General features: G+C 49.3%; 21 protein-coding genes. 4 read left to right on the forward strand and 17 right to left on the reverse strand.

Going from position 1 to position 18,643, the window contains the following annotated elements; translation table 11 throughout:
* Positions 1-354: 354 nt before the first annotated feature.
* On the reverse strand, positions 355-1,011 hold the full coding sequence (locus L6442_RS23920) for an O-methyltransferase (RefSeq protein WP_373871833.1): 657 nt from the start codon (positions 1,009-1,011) through the stop codon (positions 355-357).
* 232 nt (positions 1,012-1,243) lie between these two features.
* Between L6442_RS23920 and L6442_RS23925 the strand changes: the two genes are divergently transcribed.
* Positions 1,244-2,383, forward strand: coding sequence for a THUMP domain-containing class I SAM-dependent RNA methyltransferase (locus L6442_RS23925; protein ID WP_212979603.1), 1,140 nt, complete (start codon positions 1,244-1,246; stop codon positions 2,381-2,383).
* A 188-nt stretch (positions 2,384-2,571) separates the two neighbouring features.
* On the opposite strand, the gene L6442_RS23930 is transcribed toward L6442_RS23925, so the two are convergent.
* The 11 genes from L6442_RS23930 to L6442_RS23980 form a co-directional block, all read right to left on the reverse strand.
* Positions 2,572-2,856, reverse strand: coding sequence for a hypothetical protein (locus L6442_RS23930; protein ID WP_194231638.1), 285 nt, complete (start codon positions 2,854-2,856; stop codon positions 2,572-2,574).
* Positions 2,857-2,969: 113 nt separating this feature from the next.
* Positions 2,970-3,191, reverse strand: a complete 222-nt coding sequence (locus tag L6442_RS23935) for a YuzB family protein (protein ID WP_194231716.1) — start codon at positions 3,189-3,191, stop codon at positions 2,970-2,972.
* A gap of 35 nt (positions 3,192-3,226) precedes the next feature.
* Positions 3,227-3,529: a HesB/IscA family protein gene (locus tag L6442_RS23940; RefSeq protein WP_194231639.1), complete on the reverse strand. Its 303-nt coding sequence runs from the start codon at positions 3,527-3,529 to the stop codon at positions 3,227-3,229.
* A 77-nt stretch (positions 3,530-3,606) separates the two neighbouring features.
* A complete protein-coding gene (locus tag L6442_RS23945; protein WP_212979604.1) occupies positions 3,607-3,885 on the reverse strand; it encodes a hypothetical protein in 279 nt (92 codons plus the stop codon).
* Positions 3,886-4,016: 131 nt separating this feature from the next.
* A complete protein-coding gene (locus L6442_RS23950; RefSeq protein ID WP_212979655.1) occupies positions 4,017-5,216 on the reverse strand; it encodes a M14 family metallopeptidase in 1,200 nt (399 codons plus the stop codon).
* A 311-nt stretch (positions 5,217-5,527) separates the two neighbouring features.
* The gene (gene racE, locus L6442_RS23955; RefSeq protein WP_272880275.1) at positions 5,528-6,346 is read right to left on the reverse strand and encodes a glutamate racemase; all 819 of its coding nucleotides are present in this window, start codon (positions 6,344-6,346) and stop codon (positions 5,528-5,530) included.
* A 255-nt stretch (positions 6,347-6,601) separates the two neighbouring features.
* Entirely contained in the window at positions 6,602-6,961 is a 360-nt protein-coding gene (locus L6442_RS23960) for a YtxH domain-containing protein (protein WP_212979605.1), read from the reverse strand.
* Positions 6,962-6,980: 19 nt separating this feature from the next.
* Positions 6,981-7,430 (reverse strand): hypothetical protein, encoded by a 450-nt coding sequence (locus tag L6442_RS23965; protein WP_212979606.1) that lies wholly within the window; start codon positions 7,428-7,430, stop codon positions 6,981-6,983.
* Between the two features lie 179 nt (positions 7,431-7,609).
* Entirely contained in the window at positions 7,610-8,035 is a 426-nt protein-coding gene (locus L6442_RS23970; RefSeq protein ID WP_194231644.1) for a DUF86 domain-containing protein, read from the reverse strand.
* Positions 8,036-8,191: 156 nt separating this feature from the next.
* Entirely contained in the window at positions 8,192-8,479 is a 288-nt protein-coding gene (locus L6442_RS23975) for a Dabb family protein (protein WP_194231645.1), read from the reverse strand.
* A gap of 282 nt (positions 8,480-8,761) precedes the next feature.
* On the reverse strand, positions 8,762-9,901 hold the full coding sequence (locus L6442_RS23980; protein ID WP_212979607.1) for a polysaccharide deacetylase family protein: 1,140 nt from the start codon (positions 9,899-9,901) through the stop codon (positions 8,762-8,764).
* Between the two features lie 356 nt (positions 9,902-10,257).
* Between L6442_RS23980 and L6442_RS23985 the strand changes: the two genes are divergently transcribed.
* Together L6442_RS23985 and L6442_RS23990 are read left to right on the forward strand one after the other, a co-directional pair.
* Positions 10,258-10,845, forward strand: coding sequence for a helix-turn-helix domain-containing protein (locus L6442_RS23985; protein WP_194231647.1), 588 nt, complete (start codon positions 10,258-10,260; stop codon positions 10,843-10,845).
* A 373-nt stretch (positions 10,846-11,218) separates the two neighbouring features.
* The gene (locus tag L6442_RS23990) at positions 11,219-12,436 is read left to right on the forward strand and encodes an MFS transporter (protein ID WP_212979608.1); all 1,218 of its coding nucleotides are present in this window, start codon (positions 11,219-11,221) and stop codon (positions 12,434-12,436) included.
* 137 nt (positions 12,437-12,573) lie between these two features.
* Here L6442_RS23990 and pstB read toward each other — a convergent pair whose 3' ends face one another.
* From pstB to L6442_RS24010, 4 genes are all read right to left on the reverse strand, one after another.
* Positions 12,574-13,332, reverse strand: a complete 759-nt coding sequence (gene pstB, locus L6442_RS23995; RefSeq protein WP_194231650.1) for a phosphate ABC transporter ATP-binding protein PstB — start codon at positions 13,330-13,332, stop codon at positions 12,574-12,576.
* A 12-nt stretch (positions 13,333-13,344) separates the two neighbouring features.
* Complete coding sequence (gene pstA / locus L6442_RS24000) at positions 13,345-14,241, reverse strand: phosphate ABC transporter permease PstA (RefSeq protein WP_212979609.1); 897 nt, start codon at positions 14,239-14,241, stop codon at positions 13,345-13,347.
* Complete coding sequence (gene pstC / locus L6442_RS24005; RefSeq protein ID WP_194231652.1) at positions 14,238-15,173, reverse strand: phosphate ABC transporter permease subunit PstC; 936 nt, start codon at positions 15,171-15,173, stop codon at positions 14,238-14,240. The genes pstA and pstC overlap by 4 nt, the downstream gene beginning before the upstream one ends.
* A gap of 109 nt (positions 15,174-15,282) precedes the next feature.
* Positions 15,283-16,206 carry a phosphate ABC transporter substrate-binding protein gene (locus tag L6442_RS24010; RefSeq protein WP_194231653.1) on the reverse strand — a complete coding sequence of 308 codons (924 nt, stop codon included), beginning with the start codon at positions 16,204-16,206 and terminating at the stop codon, positions 15,283-15,285.
* 198 nt (positions 16,207-16,404) lie between these two features.
* Between L6442_RS24010 and L6442_RS24015 the strand changes: the two genes are divergently transcribed.
* On the forward strand, positions 16,405-17,343 hold the full coding sequence (locus L6442_RS24015; protein WP_212979610.1) for a LysR family transcriptional regulator: 939 nt from the start codon (positions 16,405-16,407) through the stop codon (positions 17,341-17,343).
* Positions 17,344-17,886: 543 nt separating this feature from the next.
* On the opposite strand, the gene L6442_RS24020 is transcribed toward L6442_RS24015, so the two are convergent.
* Positions 17,887-18,531, reverse strand: a complete 645-nt coding sequence (locus L6442_RS24020) for a flavin reductase family protein (protein WP_212979611.1) — start codon at positions 18,529-18,531, stop codon at positions 17,887-17,889.
* Positions 18,532-18,643: the final 112 nt, after the last annotated feature.

Raw genomic sequence — 18,643 nt, forward strand, 5'->3', positions numbered from 1 at the left:
ACGCCTCTCTCACAAAAGAGGCGCTTTTGCGAAGCAAAAGTACGGAGAGTATCCGAAAGAAGTCCGACGCCTCTCTCACAAAGAGGCGCTTTTGCGAAGCAAAAGTACGGAGTGACGTGTATCCTTTGAAGCTTATTCCGATTACTTTGCCGAGCCCCGGAAGTTGATATGTTTAAAAAGGTGGGCAGAACCATTCTGCGCCACCTTTTTTTAATTCAGGATTTGCAAAATTCGATGTTCAGGCCTCTCTGCTGGAAGACCAAACGCCATTTCTTCTTTTGTTCACCGCCTGCATACCGCCTTTAAGTTCAACCCAAGTTGTGCCGCAAACATCTTTCATAAGCCATGCGGGAACTACTGCCCCTGCGGTTTCACCATCGCTACGGCCAGGCCGTCATAAGCCGGCAGAATCGTGCCGATCAGCCGATCATCCGTGGCCATCTGCTCATTAAAACGACGGATCGCCTGTACGGATGGGCCGTTTTTGTCCAGGTTTAACGTTCTTCCGCGTAAAAATGTGTTGTCACCCGCTATGATCGCCCCCGGATTCGCAAGTTCGATCGCATATTCCAGATAGACGGGATAATTCTCCTTGTCCGCATCGATAAAAAAGAAATCGAACTTCCGGCCTTCCTGCTTGAGCATCTCCAAGCTGTCTACAGCCTGACCGATCAAATAGTCCACCTGTCCGCCGAATCCGGCTTCGGTCAAATGTTCCAGCGCGACATCGGCAAACTCCTGTTTCAGCTCAAGTGACGTGAGGCGTCCTTCCGGCGTCAGCCCTCTCGCCAAACAGATGCCGCTGTAGCCGCCCAGGGCGCCGATTTCCAGCACCTGCGCCGCCTTCGTAGCCGCAACGAGCATCGTTAAAAGCCGCCCGTAACCCGGCGCGATGGAAATATCGGGCATGCCTTTTTCGGCGATATTTTGTTTTACACGGGCTAACTGCCCGTCATTCTCAAGAAAATGGTCCGCATATTCTTCAGGACTCATGCTTAGACTCTCCTTCACATTCAACATTCAATGACAAAATCCTTCACGAAAGGTTTGTTTCTCCACTTACATTAACCTATACTATTATAGATTGAATTGAAGATATATTCGAGCTTCAATTCATTCTACACCTGTAGATTGAATTGAAAACCTATTCGAGCATCTATTCATTCCGTCTCTAGAGATGGAATGATGACTTCCTTTCATTCTGATTGTTAAATCAAGGCTAAAAATGGAGTTGAAACCGCATATGTCCCGTTTGCAATTGATTGCAACCGCCCCGATGGGCCTGGAAGCCATCGTGGCGCGCGAACTTAAAGAGTTAGGTTATACCGACATGCAGGTCGAGAACGGCAGAGTCACTTTCGCAGGAGATCTCAAGGATATTTGCCGCTGCAACCTGTGGCTGCGGACCTCGGACCGGATCCTCGTCAAAATGGGAGAGTTTCCGGCCACAACCTTTGACGAGCTCTTTGAAGGAACGAAAGCTCTGCCTTGGCAGGACTGGATTCCGGTTGACGGGGAATTCCCTGTTGAAGGACGTTCCCATCATTCCCAGCTCAGCAGCGTTCCCGCCTGCCAAGGGATCGTAAAAAAAGCGATTGTAGAAAAACTCAAACAGAGTTATCGCAAGGATTGGTTTCCGGAAAACGGAGCGCGTTATGTCATTGAAGTCAATCTTCTTAAAGACGTGGCGCTCCTTACGCTGGACACGACCGGGCCGGCCTTGCATAAGCGCGGTTACCGCAAACTTGTGACCGAGGCGCCAATCAAGGAAACGATGGCTGCCGCGCTGCTGCAGCTCAGCCGCTGGAATGCCTCCCGCCCTTTATACGATCCATGCTGCGGTTCGGGAACCATTTTGATCGAGGCCGCGCTCATGGGTTGGAATATCGCCCCGGGGCTGCGCCGCTCTTTTCCTTCCGAGCATTGGCGCGTTATTCCGGAACAGCTTTGGAACGAAGCGCGCGAGGAGGCTTATGATTCGGTCCGGGATGACGAACCCCTGCAGCTTACGGGGAGCGATATTGACCCGCAAGCTATTGAAGTTGCCAAAGCGGCTGCCAAAAGCGCCGGCTTCGGACGCGAAATCACATTTCAAGTTTTGCCTGCCGCCAAAGCCAAACCGGAAGGGGAATACGGGTGCCTGATCACCAACCCCCCTTACGGCGAGCGGCTCAGCGAAAAAGCCGAGGTCGAAAAACTGATCCGCCAATTGGGCCATACCGCCGCCCAGCTGCCGACATGGTCCTTTTTCGCCATCAGCCCGACCAAACAGTTCGAGCACTACTTTGGACGCAAAGCGGATAAACGCCGCAAGCTGTTCAACGGTCGGATCGAGTGCCAATACTATCAGTTCCTGGGGCCTCTCCCGCCGCGAAAGCGTTAGGCAGCGCGTAACATTTTCGGCGGATTCTCAGCGGGAACATCGCCGCCAAATGATATTGAATAACCCGGAATTGCCTTTTGCGCAGGCTTTCCGGGTTATTCGGCATTATCATGGCCGAAATCGTACCAACGCAAAAAGGAGCTGCTCCCGTAGCATAACTACTTGGAACAACCCCTTAGACAGGCAACTTATTTCGTTTGTTCTCCTTCGATGGCAGAGGCTACGGATGCCAAACGGCTTTTTTCCTCTGCCAGCATTTCCTCGGCTAATTCAACGGCTTGTCCGTTCAAGCTGTCCCCGGCTTGCCGAACGGCCTGTTCCGTGTGTACAAGCCGGCTTTGGGCCTGCTTTACCATTTGGGCATTCGGATGGGACATCGCTTGCGAAACTGCATAATGCAGCTTCTCTACTGAATTTTGAGCCTGGGAAATCGGATTTTGCGATTGCAGACTGGAATCGTACCTTGATGCCATGGGCTGCTCTCTCCTTCACTCGAAAAGTTCCTATCCACGTTATAGGATGGGTTTTCCTGAAAGGAACTATGCGCGGCAGCCACGTAAGTATTTTCCAGTCTCGTCCTTGCGCTTTACTTGATATACGGCTCCATTTTGGCGAGTACTTCTTCTTCGGTCGGCGCGCTGATATAACGTCCGTTAATATAAACAAACGCCCGCTTGCCGCAAGGACCGCAATACGATTTGCAGCCGATTTTGATCTCGGTATCAGGAGCCATTTTTTTCAGCTTTGGAATTAAACTTTTCATTTGTATATGATTGCACTTATCGCATATACGGATATCATTGGCCATCATTTGCACCCTTTTCTTTCATTTTTCGAAAAAAATTAGTGGTCGCCGTGATTGCCTTTGGAAGGGTTGGTAATCACAAATCCCTCCTGCGGAAAATACAAGTAATCTACTTTTACTCCATCCAGCAGCGGCTCACTACGGTTCAGCAGTACATCGATGTTCTTGTCTGTGCTTACAACCTCATCGTTTTCGCCCGGCTTGTCCAAATCCAGACCATAATGCGCATGATCTCCATGGGAATGAGTGACGAACACGCGAAGCTTCAGATCACGGTTTTCCTCTTTCTCCAATTCTCTTTGCAGCACTTTGGCGGCATTACGCGTAATTTTGCATTTCATAGGGAAGTTACATCTCCTGTATCTGAGTTAAAAGCTAACCTTATTGTAAAGAAACCCGCTGCGCTTCGCAAGGCAAGTTAACGTCTGCTTTTGGGAGGCGCGGCTGGGTCATGAGTCGTTAGGGACGGATACTTCTTGTTCATACGGGAAACAAACCAGTTCATTACGAGCAATGTAACGCCGATATCGTCGATCGGAACAAAGGGCATGACGTCCGGCAAAACCCAGTAGAGCAGCACCGGAACCAGAAACAGCAGCTTGTCCGCAAGCGATACCTGCGTGGCGGCCAGATACCGCCAGGATTGCCTTGTCATATACGACCAGTATCGTATCGATAGCAGCTTTCTCCATTTCATGCTGACTGCTCCCTTTTCTGATCAAATTTGAACATTCAGTGAAAAGAGGAAACGATCGCCTAAATAGCTGTTGCGGCCGTCCCCTCTTAACGTATTATACGCATTTTTACAGAAAATGTTTCAAAATGGTTTCATATCGACAGCAGTTCCGCCACTACAAGCCCTGTTTCCAAAGCGAGATCGTCGAAATCCTCTAAAGGCAGCGGGTTTTTGCCAAGTCCGATCTCGACCGTAAAGCCGGGTTTTCGGAATTCCTGAATAAACCAGTCTTTGTAGCCTGCATCGCTGCCCTCGAGTTTAACGGGGCGATATCCGCTGACCTGACCGAGCCGCCGCGCCCACTCCCTGCTTTCCTTCGGCTCATAATTACGGTAATTCCAATAAATTTCCTGCCCTTGGCTGTGCAGCGAAATCGCCGCATCCGGCGTTGTTTTGACGGTAAAAGCCGCCAGCGCTTCCGCTTCCGGCTCGCTGAGTGGCGATGTTCCTGCGTAATCCCTCGGTCCGGGAGAATGCTTCCCCCGCCGCTGCACTTCTTCTTCCCAATGGGCGGGGAACTGGTCCCCCAAATCCACGCCGTTGATATTCGCTTTCCAATGCCGGTAATCGCTGCGTCCTCCATTCCACTCCGTCAGTTGTTCATAATACGGATTATTCGGAAATACGCCTTCCTGCACCAGCTCTACGCCGTCGGGATTTACCATCGGCACAACCCAAAGCGTATTTTGCGCAAACCACTGGCATGGATCGTAGCCGTTCCAGCGTTTTCCCAATTTGCAAGCATGGGCGTACTCCTCGATAAAATACATGATGCAGGGAGTCGTTATCCATTCATTCGCATGGATGGAAGCGTTCACATGAATTTTTCTGGGACCCTCTCCGATTTTTACATAGGGGATTGGTTTGCCGAGCACGCTTTCGCCGATGGTTCCGGCTGTAATCCGTGGGTAGAGCTGCGTCAGCTTGGCTATATCATGGCATAAATGCCGATATCCGTATTCCCCTGCAGGATATACCGTCCTTTTTTTCCCGGCATGAGGCAGCACAAGCACGCGCCCCTCAGGAAAATAACTTCGGGACAGGCCCGGATTCATTTCAAGCAAGGAGGCTTCCATAACATGAAAAGCATCCGCCACTTTCTCCGGTGAATCCTCTCTTTGGATGACGTATCTTCTTCTTGGCGAGGACGGCAAAAAAATAATCTGCCCCGGCACCAAATACGGCTGTTCTCCCACCCAAGGGTTGGCATTGATAATATGGACCCTGGACAACCCCCTGCTGGCCGCGATTCGATCCAAGGTATCCCCTTTACATACGGTATACTGCTGCATGGCGTCTTCCTTTCCCGCGGCGAATTCCTGCCGCTGCTGAACATTGCTTTTGTAATCAGGACAATCGGTCTGTCGGACTTGACGCTCCGCCGCTTTATGCAGCTTTTTTCCGCCTTGGAGCAAGCGCTGCAGACCGTGTTCTTTGATTGTATGACGCCGACACCTTGACCGATGCGAAAAACCGCCCCAAACGAAATGACGTGAAGCCTTTGAAGCTTATTCCGATTACTTTGCGGAGACCCCGGAAGTTTATACTTTCTAATATCTAAATAAAGAACCCCGCATGAAGCGGAGTTCCCTTGGAACTGATATCAAAATGACTCAACAAACTTCGAAACTTGCCAAACGACAGGTGTCCGGCGAATTTGCTCGCCCAGCCAGGATTTCGCTATTTTCTGGAACATATCCGCATCCCCGCTGCAAAAAAACTGATGGACCGGGCTTTCGTTTCTGCTGGCCAGCTGTCCCTTGTCGTATAAAATCGTGCTGACCTCCCTTGCCGTTTCATCCGCGGAGCTGATCAGCTTTACCTTTTTACCCATCACTTCCTGAATCGTGTCTTTTAGAAACGGATAATGAGTGCAGCCCAAAATCAGGCAGTCGATCGAAGAGTTTTTGATGCCACGCAGCGATTCCTTGACAACAGCGGTCGTTTCCTTCGACCGGAATTGTCCCTGCTCTACAAGCGGAACAAGCGCCGGACATGCTTCGCTCACCACATGCACATATGGCGAAAGCTGATGAAGCGCCGATGTATATGCACCGCTGCTGATCGTGCCGATTGTGCCGATCACCCCGATATTCCCCGTCTTCGTGGCACTGATTGCCGCTCTTGCGCCTGGATGGATTACCCCGATGACCGGAATGGATACCTTTGCTGAAATATAATCCAGCGCTGCCGCCGTTGCCGTATTGCATGCAATGACAATGGCTTTGGGATCGAATTGATACAGAAAGTCAACAATCTGCTCCGTAAATTTTCTTACTTCTTCGGACGAACGGGGTCCGTAAGGTGTGCGGGCAGTGTCTCCGAAATAAATGATTTTTTCCCGTGGGAGCTGCCTCATGATTTCCTTGACGACCGTTAAGCCCCCCACACCCGAGTCTAATACTGCGATTGCTTGCTGCACGAACACACCGCTTCCTTTTTTTCGTTTTATGAGGTTGTTCAAAAAGTCCGCTTTTGAACACTACTTTACGTTCTCTCTTTTGCTAATATATGAATGATTGACGCAAACGTACCTTGCATCGATGCGTTTTGTACTGTGTGTATATTCCGCCGCACCGACAGGCTCCGCCGGGGAAATTGTTCGCGCGCAGGCGCGCGTAAAAGCAGGCCCGTTTTTCCTTATACCAAAGGAACACGGGCCCGCCGCAATTTTACCTTATTTTAATTCATCCTGCTCCGAATCTTCAACGAAAACGGCTTCCTTCCCTCCGCCGTCTTCAAAGGAAGAAATCCGGGCCATCTCGGATGTCTCTTCATCTTCATCCGATTTGCGCCAGCTGCGGATGTCATGAATGACATTGCCGGCCGTATCCCTGACTTTACCAATCAAACTTGCGCTCTGCTCGCCGACTTTTTCTGCCAGCTCCTGCGTTTTATTGCCGATTGTTCTGGCTCCTTCAGCGATATCCTGGCGAAGCTCCTTGCCTGACTTTGGCGCAAATAAAAGCGCCGTTACCGAGCCGACCACGCTGCCGATCAATGCGCCCCACAACAAGCTTTTGTTTTTTTCCTTCATCGCTTATCTCTCCTTCGCGCTAGGCATGATCGTCCGTAGAGGATTGTGACTGGCGTTTGAAGGAATGCCATACCGATAACCCGGCATCAAGCCACCGGTAGGCTTCCGCGAAGCGAAGCTCATTTTCCCGGTGGGCCCTCTCCAAACGTTCCATGGCCGAATCCGCTGCCTGCCGCACAATGGTATCCGCACGCTCAAGCGTGGCCGCCAAAGTTACGCCTGCAAGCTGAAGCGATTCGCAGAATGGCCGCACTTCCTCCACCCGGCTCTGCAGCTCCGATAACGTCGCCGTGACCTGCACGATCGTCTCTCTCGATTCGGCCGCCAGCTGCGAAATCTCATTCCCAGCCTTGCCAAGTACGTCCTCGGTCCGCAGCAGCACTCTTCTGAGCGTATGCAGAAGAATCACCGCGACAACGGCGAACAATACGAATCCGCAGCCAAGCAAAACAGCGCCCCATTCCGCCATGATGTGTCACTCCCTTCACCCTTACGGGCTAATGCCTATTTTTAGGATATTATAAGCACGAAGAGACTGTCCTGACACAAAGGACAGAACGAAATTTTCAGCAGCATGGCCTGCTAAAAACAACAAGCCCAATCCGGCCTTCGGGATGGGCTTACAAGGTCGTTATCTTCATAACGGAATTACAGTCTGAGCTCTTGCTTGATGTACGCGCGGACCTGATCGGCAAACTTGTCCAGCACATTCGGCAGGACCGGCGTCAGCTTGTGAAGCTCACAACGCTTCCACGTAAAATATTCCTGCACCAAAGCTTTACGAAGACTGACCAGTTCAAGCAGAACATTATATACTTCGCCGTCAAAGACCTTTTCTTCATAATTGATTTCCATAATATCTTCATAGCTGCTGGCATCACGCATAATAAAACCGTCGATCAAATAGCTGCCTACATCGGTGACGACCTCAATCGCCAAGTGCAGGGCACGTTCCTGAACCATGCCAAACATAACGCTCCCGTCCCAAGAAACGGCAACCTTCGTCAGGGCTTCGGCAATTTCCGGAATCGCATCCAGACGATGCTGGATCTGTTCCTGATTTACATAATACAAGATCCGTACCTCCAAGCTGCAGATATTATTTCCCTTTTTTGCCCCGCCGCTTTAACCAGAAGAACATAATAAAAATCGCTGCGACAAATACCACAAGCAGGGTCAATGTTTCCATTGGGTATTCCAAATCGCTCATAATCAAGTACTTCCTATCTGTTAGATTTCGTAATCAACGCTAACGGATAATTCTTTTACTTCATTCAAATGACGAACGACTTCCTGATGAACGGGATGCACCTGATATGCCTGCAAGTCTTCCAGAGAGGGCACTTCGGTAACGAGGGCAATATCAAATGAACGCTCTGAATGCATGACATCAACGCCAACTTCAATGGAGAGCAGCTGCGGAATTTTTCCTTCCATAGCACGCAGCACCGCCGCCGTTTTGTCAACGCTTTCCGGAGATCTATCCTTCAATTTGATAAAAACAATATGTTTAATCATGGCATATCTCCTTGTCCAACTCTTAAGGTTACAAAAAAAATATACCATATCCTCCCGCATAGTAAAAGAGAAGTTATCGGTATCTAGCTTTTGGGTGGATTATCGCCCACCGTGCTTATACTATTGACTGCGAGCGAATTCACAATCCGCTCCTCCTTTCATATGATCTCTTACATCTTATGAAAGAAGGAATCGGACTGCTAAGCCGGACATCATTCCTTCCGGCCCGTTTCATAGATTTGGTGAAGCATCCTGCCCTCACCTGGTGGTTGCTTCGATATTTTAACGCTCATCATGCCAGAAATTCAGCGGCTTCATATCGTTCGTCAGCGGTTTGAACGTGTAACCCTCAGCTTGGATCGCTTTGATCATCTTCGGCAAAATCGATACCGTAGCCTGTTGGTCATGGAACAGAACGACCGGGGTAATTCCTTTCCTCTTCATATTTTTGACATCCCGCATAACACTGTCGTAAATCTTTTGCGGGTTGCTTTTGTATCTCCAGTCATTGGAGTCGATATTCCAATCCCACAGACGATAACCGTAAGCAGCCGTTTGATCGCGGTATGCTTTGGTGAAATAAGGTTTGCTTCCGTATGGCGGACGGATCAACTTCGTATTTACATTAGCTGCCTTATGCAATTGCGCATTGTCCATGTTCATTTCGTTAAGTGCCGAATAAGGCGAGGCGTAAAATTTGTTTTTTTGGTGCGTCATGCCATGCAACCCTACGCCGTGTCCCTCTTTGACGATCCTTGCAGCCGATGCGGGGTGGTTGGCAATTTGGTTGCCCAGCATAAAGAAAGTTGCTTTTACGTTATATTGATCAAGCACATTCAAAAGCTGCGGCGTGTACGGAGAAGGTCCATCGTCAAAAGTGATGTAAATCGTTCTGGAGCCCGCTGCAGGCTTGGCTGCAGCTGTCGCCTTGGTCTTATTCTGCTGGATATAGGAACTGTACTTGTTGGCCAGCTGAGCATCCGTCAAAGCCGCTCCTTTGTTCAATGCACGGTACAAATTCTGGTTCGACAGATAGGAGAGCTGGAACCCGAATTTTTGGCTCAGCACACGAAACGAGATAAATGTTTTCCCGTTTTTAACCAGTGTATTTTGGCCGTTTGCCGGCAGCGTCACGGATGCGCCCGCGTTATGCTTCAGCGTAACTTTGCCTTTTGAATATTGCACGGAAATATTCATTGCTGAAGCTGTTTCAACCAGCGGAACATATAAAGTTCCCTTATGTATAACCGGCGATACGGGATAAGTAACAAGTGTATCGTTTACGGCCACAAAAACGGAAGATGCGCCCGATGCCTTAGCACTTCCTTTCGCCGTCGCCTCATGGCCGGCTGCAGCTAGAACAATGCCTACAATAAGTACAAGGGATAAAAGAAACTTGGAGCATTGCATTACCTTTTTCAATTCTCTCTACCAACCTTTTCCTGCATATTTTGCATAGACTTGCCGGAGGAAATCTTCCATTTTTCTTGTTTTTCCTCCCTGCATGTCGATTCAAAAAGAATCTAGCAATCTAGTTCCTCTGCATTGTACCCCGTTCAGCAGGCTGTTTCAATTGCAATTCAGTAATCTTTTTTGTAACCTTTTCAGTAAATTAAGGTAAATAAGGATAATAGTGGGCCATAGTTTGTGAGAATCATCCCATAAACTCTAATAAAAAATGAAATATAGTAGGAATGAAGTCATAAAATTGGGCGATAGTTACTATTGAAAATAGGTCGATAAAAATGTAGAATTTTAAGAAAAACTTCGGAGGAAATATGCCTACACAACAAGAACAACATTCAATTCAGGCGTGGTCTCTGATCAATCGCAAATATTTGGGGAAAGGTATTCGCGTCAAACGCTTCCGCAGGCCTTCCCGCTGCCAAGTCCGCAACAGGGTACTGCTGGCGGTTTTGATGGCAAACGATATCAAGCTGTCGCAGCTTGCCGAGGAACTCGGCGTCTCCTCGCGAAGCGTCAGCGCTTGGGTCTATGAAGGACGGATTCCGGGCAAAAAGAATCTCGACAAGGTATGCCAATTCCTTGGTTACCCGCATCATATTCTTTTTAACCGAACCGTTACGACAAACAGTCCGATTATTTGTCAGCCGACTTCATCCCGCTTCATGCGCAGAACGTTGACCCGCTCCCCTGTAGACAACAAAATTCTGACAGGGCTTTGCATGGTGCATGACCTGTCCGTCAGCGACGTCAGCCAGTGGATGAACATCCATCCGGGAACGTTCCGCAAATGGCTGCATCAGGGAACACTGCCGTCGCCAAGCTTTCAGGATCGAGCCGAGCAGTTTTTCCGCATTCCGAAATTCATTTTGTTTGCAGACTGCATCCTGCACGAATCCTGATTCAACCCCTGCGGCTTCAACTAACCAGTTATACGGCCATACATTGGCAAACAGCTCTATGATCCGGCAATATATCCGGCTTATAGAGCTGTTTTATTTGTCAGGATGATTTTCAGCTATAGAAGCATGCGGAGTTGCTTTAACAACATCGGTAATGGCAATGAAGATGGCATAACGGCATCAAACATGATCTGCATCCAAAAGTTAACGTTGACGTTAACGTTAACTGAGTTTAAAATAATTTATGTCTAAAAGAACATAGAGAAACGTCTTTCTGTAAAAAACGCAATGTCGTCATCGCTTGCGTTTTTTTGAGGCGGGCCCTATTGAAAATTGAAAATACACTTACAACAAAATGGAGGTAATGAATGTTATGAAATCCAGCACGACAACACCTCTGGAACTCGAACAGAGGAAAGCAGGGCTGCTCGCTCAGCCCAAGGCGGTATGGGCCATCGCCTTTGCCTGCGTTATATCTTTTATGGGACTCGGTCTCGTCGACCCCATCCTTCCTGCCATTGCCCAGCAGCTGCATGCCAGCAAAAGCCAGGTGTCTCTCCTGTTCACCAGCTACAACCTGGTTACTGGCATCGCGATGTTGATCACAGGCTTCATTTCCAGCCGGATCGGGATTAAAAAAACGCTGCTTTCCGGCATTTTCCTGATTATTATTTTCTCCGCACTCGGCGGGTTCTCCGATACCATCGCACAGATTGTAGGCTTCCGCGGCGGCTGGGGACTGGGCAATGCCCTGTTTATCGCCACCGCATTGTCCGCAATAGTCGGCCTGTCGACTTCGGGTACGGCTCAAGCGATCATCCTTTATGAAGCAGCGCTTGGTCTCGGCATTTCCGTCGGACCTTTGCTTGGCGGCGAACTAGGTTCGATCAGCTGGCGCGGTCCCTTTTTTGGAGTTGCGGTTTTGATGCTGATTGCTTTTATTTTTATCATCTTCATGCTTCCTGCGGTTCCAAAGCCAAAGCAAGCAAGCTCGCTTGCGGATCCTTTCAAGGCATTATCCTATCCGGCATTGCTGACACTCGGCATTACGGCGTTCCTGTACAACTTCGGCTTCTTTACATTGATGGCTTATTCCCCATACGTGATGGAACTGGATGAACATGGCCTGGGTTATGTATTTTTCGGCTGGGGCATCCTCCTGGCCTTCACCTCCGTCTTCGTCGCTCCGAAGCTGCAAAAGCGGTTCAGCGTCGTGAAATCGATTTGTGCGGTCCTCACCTTGTTTACCATCGTTTTGGCCGTGATGGGCGTAGGAACTTATAACCACTCTCCAAAAACGGTTATCGTCTGCGTCATCGTCGCCGGGATCTTCCTTGGCATCAACAATACGCTGATCACCACGGCCGTGATGCAGGCGGCCCCGGTAGAGCGTTCCGTCGCTTCCGCTGCATACAGTTTTGTCCGTTTCCTTGGCGGCGCCGTATCCCCATGGCTCGCTGGAAAGCTGTCGGAATGGTATCATGCCGAAACGCCGTTTTATTTTGGCGCATTGATGGTATTTCTGGGTGTAGTGACATTGCTTGTCCGCCGCCGGCATCTGACTCATGTAGACAGAGCGGAAGGACACTAAGACCCGGCTTCGGTTATCTGCAAAAACAGCCGCACGCCAAATAAGGGTATCCCTGCAGGTGCATTCACCTTGGGATACCCTTTTGTTCTTCCGCCCGAACAGCACTAACATGCCTTACTCGAAAGACTGTCATAACTTCAGCCAAACCGGCCGGAGATATATTCCTGAGTCATATGATTTTCAGGATTGGTAAAAATAATTTCAGTATCGTTATGTTCCATTAATGTGCCCAGATAGAAATAAGCCGTGTAATCGGAAATACGGGCTGCCTGCTGCATATTATGAGTCACGATGACGATGCTCAGTTCTTTTTTCAGCTCGACGATCAGTTCCTCCACCTTTGAGGTCGATACCGGATCAAGGGCCGAAGCTGGCTCATCCAGCAGCAAAATCCGCGGTTTGACGGACAATGCCCGTGCAATGCACAGCCGCTGCTGCTGCCCGCCGGACAGGGACAAAGCCGACTGCTTCAAGCGGTCCTTGACCTCATCCCATAACGCCGCTTTGCGCAGGCTGGTTTCAACGATTTCATCAAGCTGCTTTTTATCTTTGATACCGTGATATTTGGGACCAAAAGCAATGTTTTCGTAAATCGATTTATAAAACGGGTTTGGTTTTTGCCATACCATCCCGATTTTTTGGCGAAGCTGGATGACGTCGGTTGCCGGATCGTTGATATCCTCTCCATCGATCCAGATGCGTCCTTTGATTTTAGCTTGCGAAATTTCGTCGTTCATCCGGTTCAGCGAACGCAGAAACGTCGATTTACCGCAGCCCGATGGGCCGATCAAGGCGGTGACGCTTCGCTCCGGAAAATTTAGGTTAACATTTTTCACAGCTTCATATTGTCCGTAAAATACGCTGAGATGCTCTGTGCGAAACGATGTGGTTTGCATATTGATGTCCTCCTATCCCATACGTTTGGATGCCGTCATGGCTTTGTACAATACGCCACCGAGCCAGCGGGCAAGCAGGTTGAACACCAGCACCAAAATGACGAGCACAGCCGAAGCGCCTGCGGCAATCTGCGCGGCATCCGGCGCGATGCCTTCGCTGTTGATTTTCCAGATATGCACCGCAAGCGTTTCTGCCGGACGGAACGGGTTGATCGGCGACGTCGGGCTGAGCGGGTTCCAGTTGGTGAAATCAAGACGCGGCGTGGACATCCCTGCCGTAAACAGCAGTGCCGCCGCTTCCCCGAATACCCGGCCGGCAGCCAGAACAGTGCCTGTGACGATGCTTGGCAACGCGACCGGAAACAGAACCGAGGAAATGATTTTCCATTTGGACAGGCCCAAAGCCAGTCCCGCCTCTTTCTGTTCCTTCGGTACGCTGCGGAATGCCTGCTCCGTAATACGCACCATAAGCGGCAGGTTAAAGATGGTTAGAACCAGCGCTCCTGAAAAAAGCGAAAATCCGAAACCAAACGTATTGACGATCAGCAGCAAGCCGAACAGACCCACAACGATCGACGGAAACGAAGACAATACCTCTACGACAAGCCGGATCGCTCCGGTAATTTTGCCGGGTTTTGCATATTCGGCCATATAAATGCCTGCGCCAAGTCCCAGCGGAATGGTAATGATCAAAGTCAGCACAAGCAAAAACAAAGAGTTAAACAGTTGCGGTCCAATGCCGCCGCCCGCACGGATCGTTTGCGGTGCCGAGGTCAGGAAGGACCAACTGATATGATTCAGCCCGCGTACCAATATAAATCCGATAAGTCCAGCCAGAACGGCCACGATCAGCAAGGCAAACGCCACGATGAAGAACGTTGCGATTTTGTCGGTCAGTTTCGCTTTCAAATCCGATGTCTCCTTTCCAAGAGCCTAACGATGACCACGAAGATAAAGGTCATGAACATCAACGCGAGCGCCATGCTCCACAGTGCATTACTGTGCACGGTACCCATGACCGTGTTGCCCATATCCAGCGTGATGACGCTGGTTAGTGTCGATGCGGATTCGAACAGCGACCGCGGGATATGCGGCGCATTCCCGATAACCATCTGCACCGCCAGAGCTTCGCCGAACGCGCGTGCCATGCCTAGGACAATGCCTGTCAAAATGGAAGGAAGCACGGTTGGCAAAATAACTCTGGAAATCGTCTGCCAGCGTGTAGCCCCAAGCGCAAAAGAGGATTCCTTTAATCCGCGCGGCAGCGATGACAAAGCATCCACAGCCACGCTTGTTATCGTCGGCAGGATCATGACTGACAGCACCAGCGCTCCGGCCGCGATCCCGATCCCCTGTCCGGGAAACACATCGCGCAAAAAAGGAACGACGACAGTCAAGCCGATGAAGCCGTAAACGACCGATGGAATGCCTGCAAGCAGCTCGATCACGGGTTGCAGCAGTTTCTTGCCCCAGCCGGGAACGATTTCCGTCATAAACAGCGAAGCGCAGATGCTGAGCGGACTTGCGATCAGGGCGGCGAGCAGCGAAGTGGCGAAGGAACCGAAAATGAACGGCAGCACGCCAAACACCGGTTCACCCTGGTTCCCTTCCGGGTCCCAAGTGGTGCCAAACAGAAAATCGCCAAGACTGACGCCATCGCGAATAAACGTCGCCAGTCCTTTGGATGCGACAAAATATACGATTGAAATGATGATGACAATGAGCAAAGCCACGCAAATCGACGTATAGCTTCGGCCCACAAGATCTTCCGCATGATGTTTTTTCAAACGCTTGGCTGGGGCCGGCTGAGCCTGAACAGGCCTTTCATCTATTGCTTTCATCGCTGTCCTTCTTTCTAAAGTGAAAATAGAGGCAGAATGTTCCTTCCGCCTCTTCAATGCTTATTTCAAAGATTTGCAAGATCCAAACTATGTCAAACTAGTTCAAAACCTATTTCGAAATATTGCCGTCAGCGTCGCGTTTCACTTCCATTTTGGATACCGGAATATATCCAAGCTCGACAACGTCGCCGTTTTGTACCGCATCAGAAGCGATATAATCCAGGAATGCTTTAACATGCGCCTTTGGTTCGCCTTTGGTGTACATGTGCTCGTAAGCCCACACAGGATATTTGCCCGATGTTACATTTTCTACGGTAGCTTCCACGCCTTCGTATTTCACGGCTTTCACTTTGTCATCAAGGTAGGAAAGGGCCAGGTATCCAATCGCGCCAGGGCTTTCGGAAATGATTTTCTTAACCGTGCCGGAGGAATCTTCCTGGATGGAACCTTTCAAATCTTCCGTCTTGGTGCCCAGTGCATATTTTTCGAATGTTTTGCGGGTACCGGAGCTGGATGGACGGTTTACGATCACGATCGCTTCGTCTTTGCCGCCAAGTTCTTTCCAGTTCGTTACTTTACCTGTGAAAATATCAACCAGCTGCTGCTTGGTCAGGTTATCTACACCTACGTCCGGGTTGGTTACGGCAGCCATAGCCACAACCGCCACTTGATGGTCAACCAGATCTTTGGCTTCGTCTTTCAGTTTCTCTTCTGCAAACACGTCGGAGTTGCCGATATCCGCTTGTCCTCCGGATACTTGCGTCAAGCCTGTGCCGCTGCCGCCGCCTTGCACTTGCACTTGAATTTTGGAATACTGGGATTCAGCCATAAATTTTTGTGCTGCCTGTTCGACAAGCGGTTGAAGCGCCGTGGAGCCTACGGCCAGGATGGAGCCGCTCAGTTCTGCAGCTTTATTATCAGTTGTCGTTCCAGATGCGTTGCTGTCTCCTTCGGTGCCTTTGCTACCACAGGCTGCCAGCATAACGACCAGTGCCAACGTACAAATCATAAGTAACGGTTTTTTCAGTTTCATAATCTTTTGTTTCCCCCTGTTTTATGTTTGTCACAGCAGTTCTATTAACGCTGCCGACAAATTCATTGTAGTTCTCTATCATTTTGTAAAATGAGGCGTTTTGTAAAATGAAAAACAAAAATCTATACATTCTCTTTATATAAACATAGATTAACTCTATAATTAGCTTCAGAAAGGTGTTTTTGGGAGGGAATATCATTGAATTTGTTAAAATTGCAAATCCTAGTTCTGATCGAAAAGCTCAAAAAAGTGACGGATGTGGCGCGGGAACTGAATATGAAGCAGCCTACCGTTACATTTCATATGAAAAGCCTGGAGGAAGATTTGGGCGTCGCCTTGTTTGAAGCCAAAAGAGGCCGTATTTTGTTAACGGAAGCTGGCAAGGCGCTGTACCCATATGCGGTAAAAATGACGGCCATGGCTCAGGAGGCCAGAAAAGCCGTAGAGGATTATGCCGATTTAAACAAAGGCCATCTGCATATCGGCGCCGACAGCATGATGGGAAACTATTACCTTCCTTCGCTCATCAGCGGCTTCTGCAGCCTGTATCCGGGCATTCAAATTGAACTGAGCATCAAACCCACCCGGCGGATCCGCGAGCTTCTGCTCGGTCAGGAGATCGATTTAGCTTTCTATTATACCGGACAACCCGCAACGGAGATGCCGAAAACTGTAAAAGAAGAAACATTAATCAAAGAAAATGCAGCGCTGATCTTTTCCGGAACCCATGCGTTTGCCGGGTTGAAGTCGCTGACGCATCAGCTGATCGCGAAGCAGTTCTTCGTTCAGCACGGCGAAGGTTCGTTTATGATGGAATACGCCCGCTCATACGCCGCTGCCTGCAACATCCATCTATGGGAACGGGCCGTAGCCGATTCGCCCGAAATCATCAAAAGCATCGTGCGTTCCGGCGACTTCATCAGCATCTTCCCGCTGTCGGGCATCCAAAGAGAGCTTGCTGCCGGTGAACTGAAATCCCTGCCGCTGCCCGGCCAAGACGATCCGGCGGTGTATGGCGTGCTTGGGTATGCCGCAGACCAGCCGCTCTCACCGCTTCGGGACCAGTTCCGCCAATATGTCCGTCAATTTGTTAAACCGGAGCTTCAGGAATCTTTTTCCCCCGAAACGCCTTCTTAATAGAAGAAAAGAAAAGATAAGACCCGACCTAAGTGATTGATCAATGAAGCTATTTATCGCATGAAAGTATTTATACGCGTACTCGTAGTAACAATCGGCGATTCTTGTGGTTGCAATGGGTCCGATTCTAACACGGAGTGTGTCTTTCAAAATATAACCGGCCTCTGATCCATCTATCTTAAGTACCTCAAAAAGCGGGCAAGAACGTAAGTCCCATTTTTCATATATGGTGGTGACCGTCAGGCCATGTTTGATTCTAACGGACACAGCTGCCGCTATATAGGGGAATTTCGACCATTTTGATTTTTAACGGACACAACTGCAACTATTTAGACAATAATGCCCCTTTTGGCGGTTGTTTGCAGTAATTAAGTGCTGTGGTGACCGTTAAATTTGAAAAATCGCTGTTTTTTTCTAATTAGCGTCCATGGTGTCCGTTAGCCTCCGATTAATCCTCTTTTATTCCACAAACCTGCCGCTTTATTTAAACAAAAAAAGTAGAGCAGCTGCCCGCGGCAAGCTACTCCACTCTCTCGTTCTCCGTTAGATTAATGCTGTTGAGTCTCCATTACGGGAAACCGGACCGAATACCGGCGCTAATCTGGAAGGATGCAATTTGCCCTTTAGTCCGAAAAATTCACAAAAGTTCATAATCAGCGGATTCCATTTTTCCGGATCAATATAGTTCTTCTCCCCCGTCATTATCAGCTTTTCATCAATATGCACTCTTGTTATGGCAACCTCAATAGAGGCCAGGGAGCTAGGTTCGCCGAAGTTATGAACTTGGATGAGCGTTGCCTCTAACTGAACCGGACACTCCGCAACGCGTGGTGCCTTAACTAAGTCAGCAGGCTCCGGGGTGAGTCCGGCTATTCCGAACTTATCGGATTCGTAGCGGTATCCCATCTGTTTTTTGGTCTCGGGCACAGGGTTCATACCGGTGAGCAGAGCGAGTATGTCTACTGAACTCACAAGGTCCGCTGATGGAAGATTCAATACGCACTCTTTTTCACGGATGAGATTCTGCACCGTCTTGGATTTGCGGCTCATTCCAAGCATACAAGACTGATTTAACCACCATGCTGAGGACATCGGGGCTAAATTAGCCGAACCATCTTCGTTTAATGTACTGATGAGGACGACAGGCGTACCAAAATAGAGAATTTTGGGCTCGATAACTTTATGCATTTCAAACACGCTCCTTAACAAAGAAAATGTTGTTGTTATAGCTCTGTTTTTAATGTCTTGTTGTTAACAATCAATTAACACGTTGCAGAGTATAACACGCGTATTCATGCAT

Origin of the sequence: Paenibacillus azoreducens, from assembly GCF_021654775.1 — a bacterium.
Taxonomy (GTDB): domain Bacteria; phylum Bacillota; class Bacilli; order Paenibacillales; family Paenibacillaceae; genus Paenibacillus_AQ; species Paenibacillus_AQ azoreducens.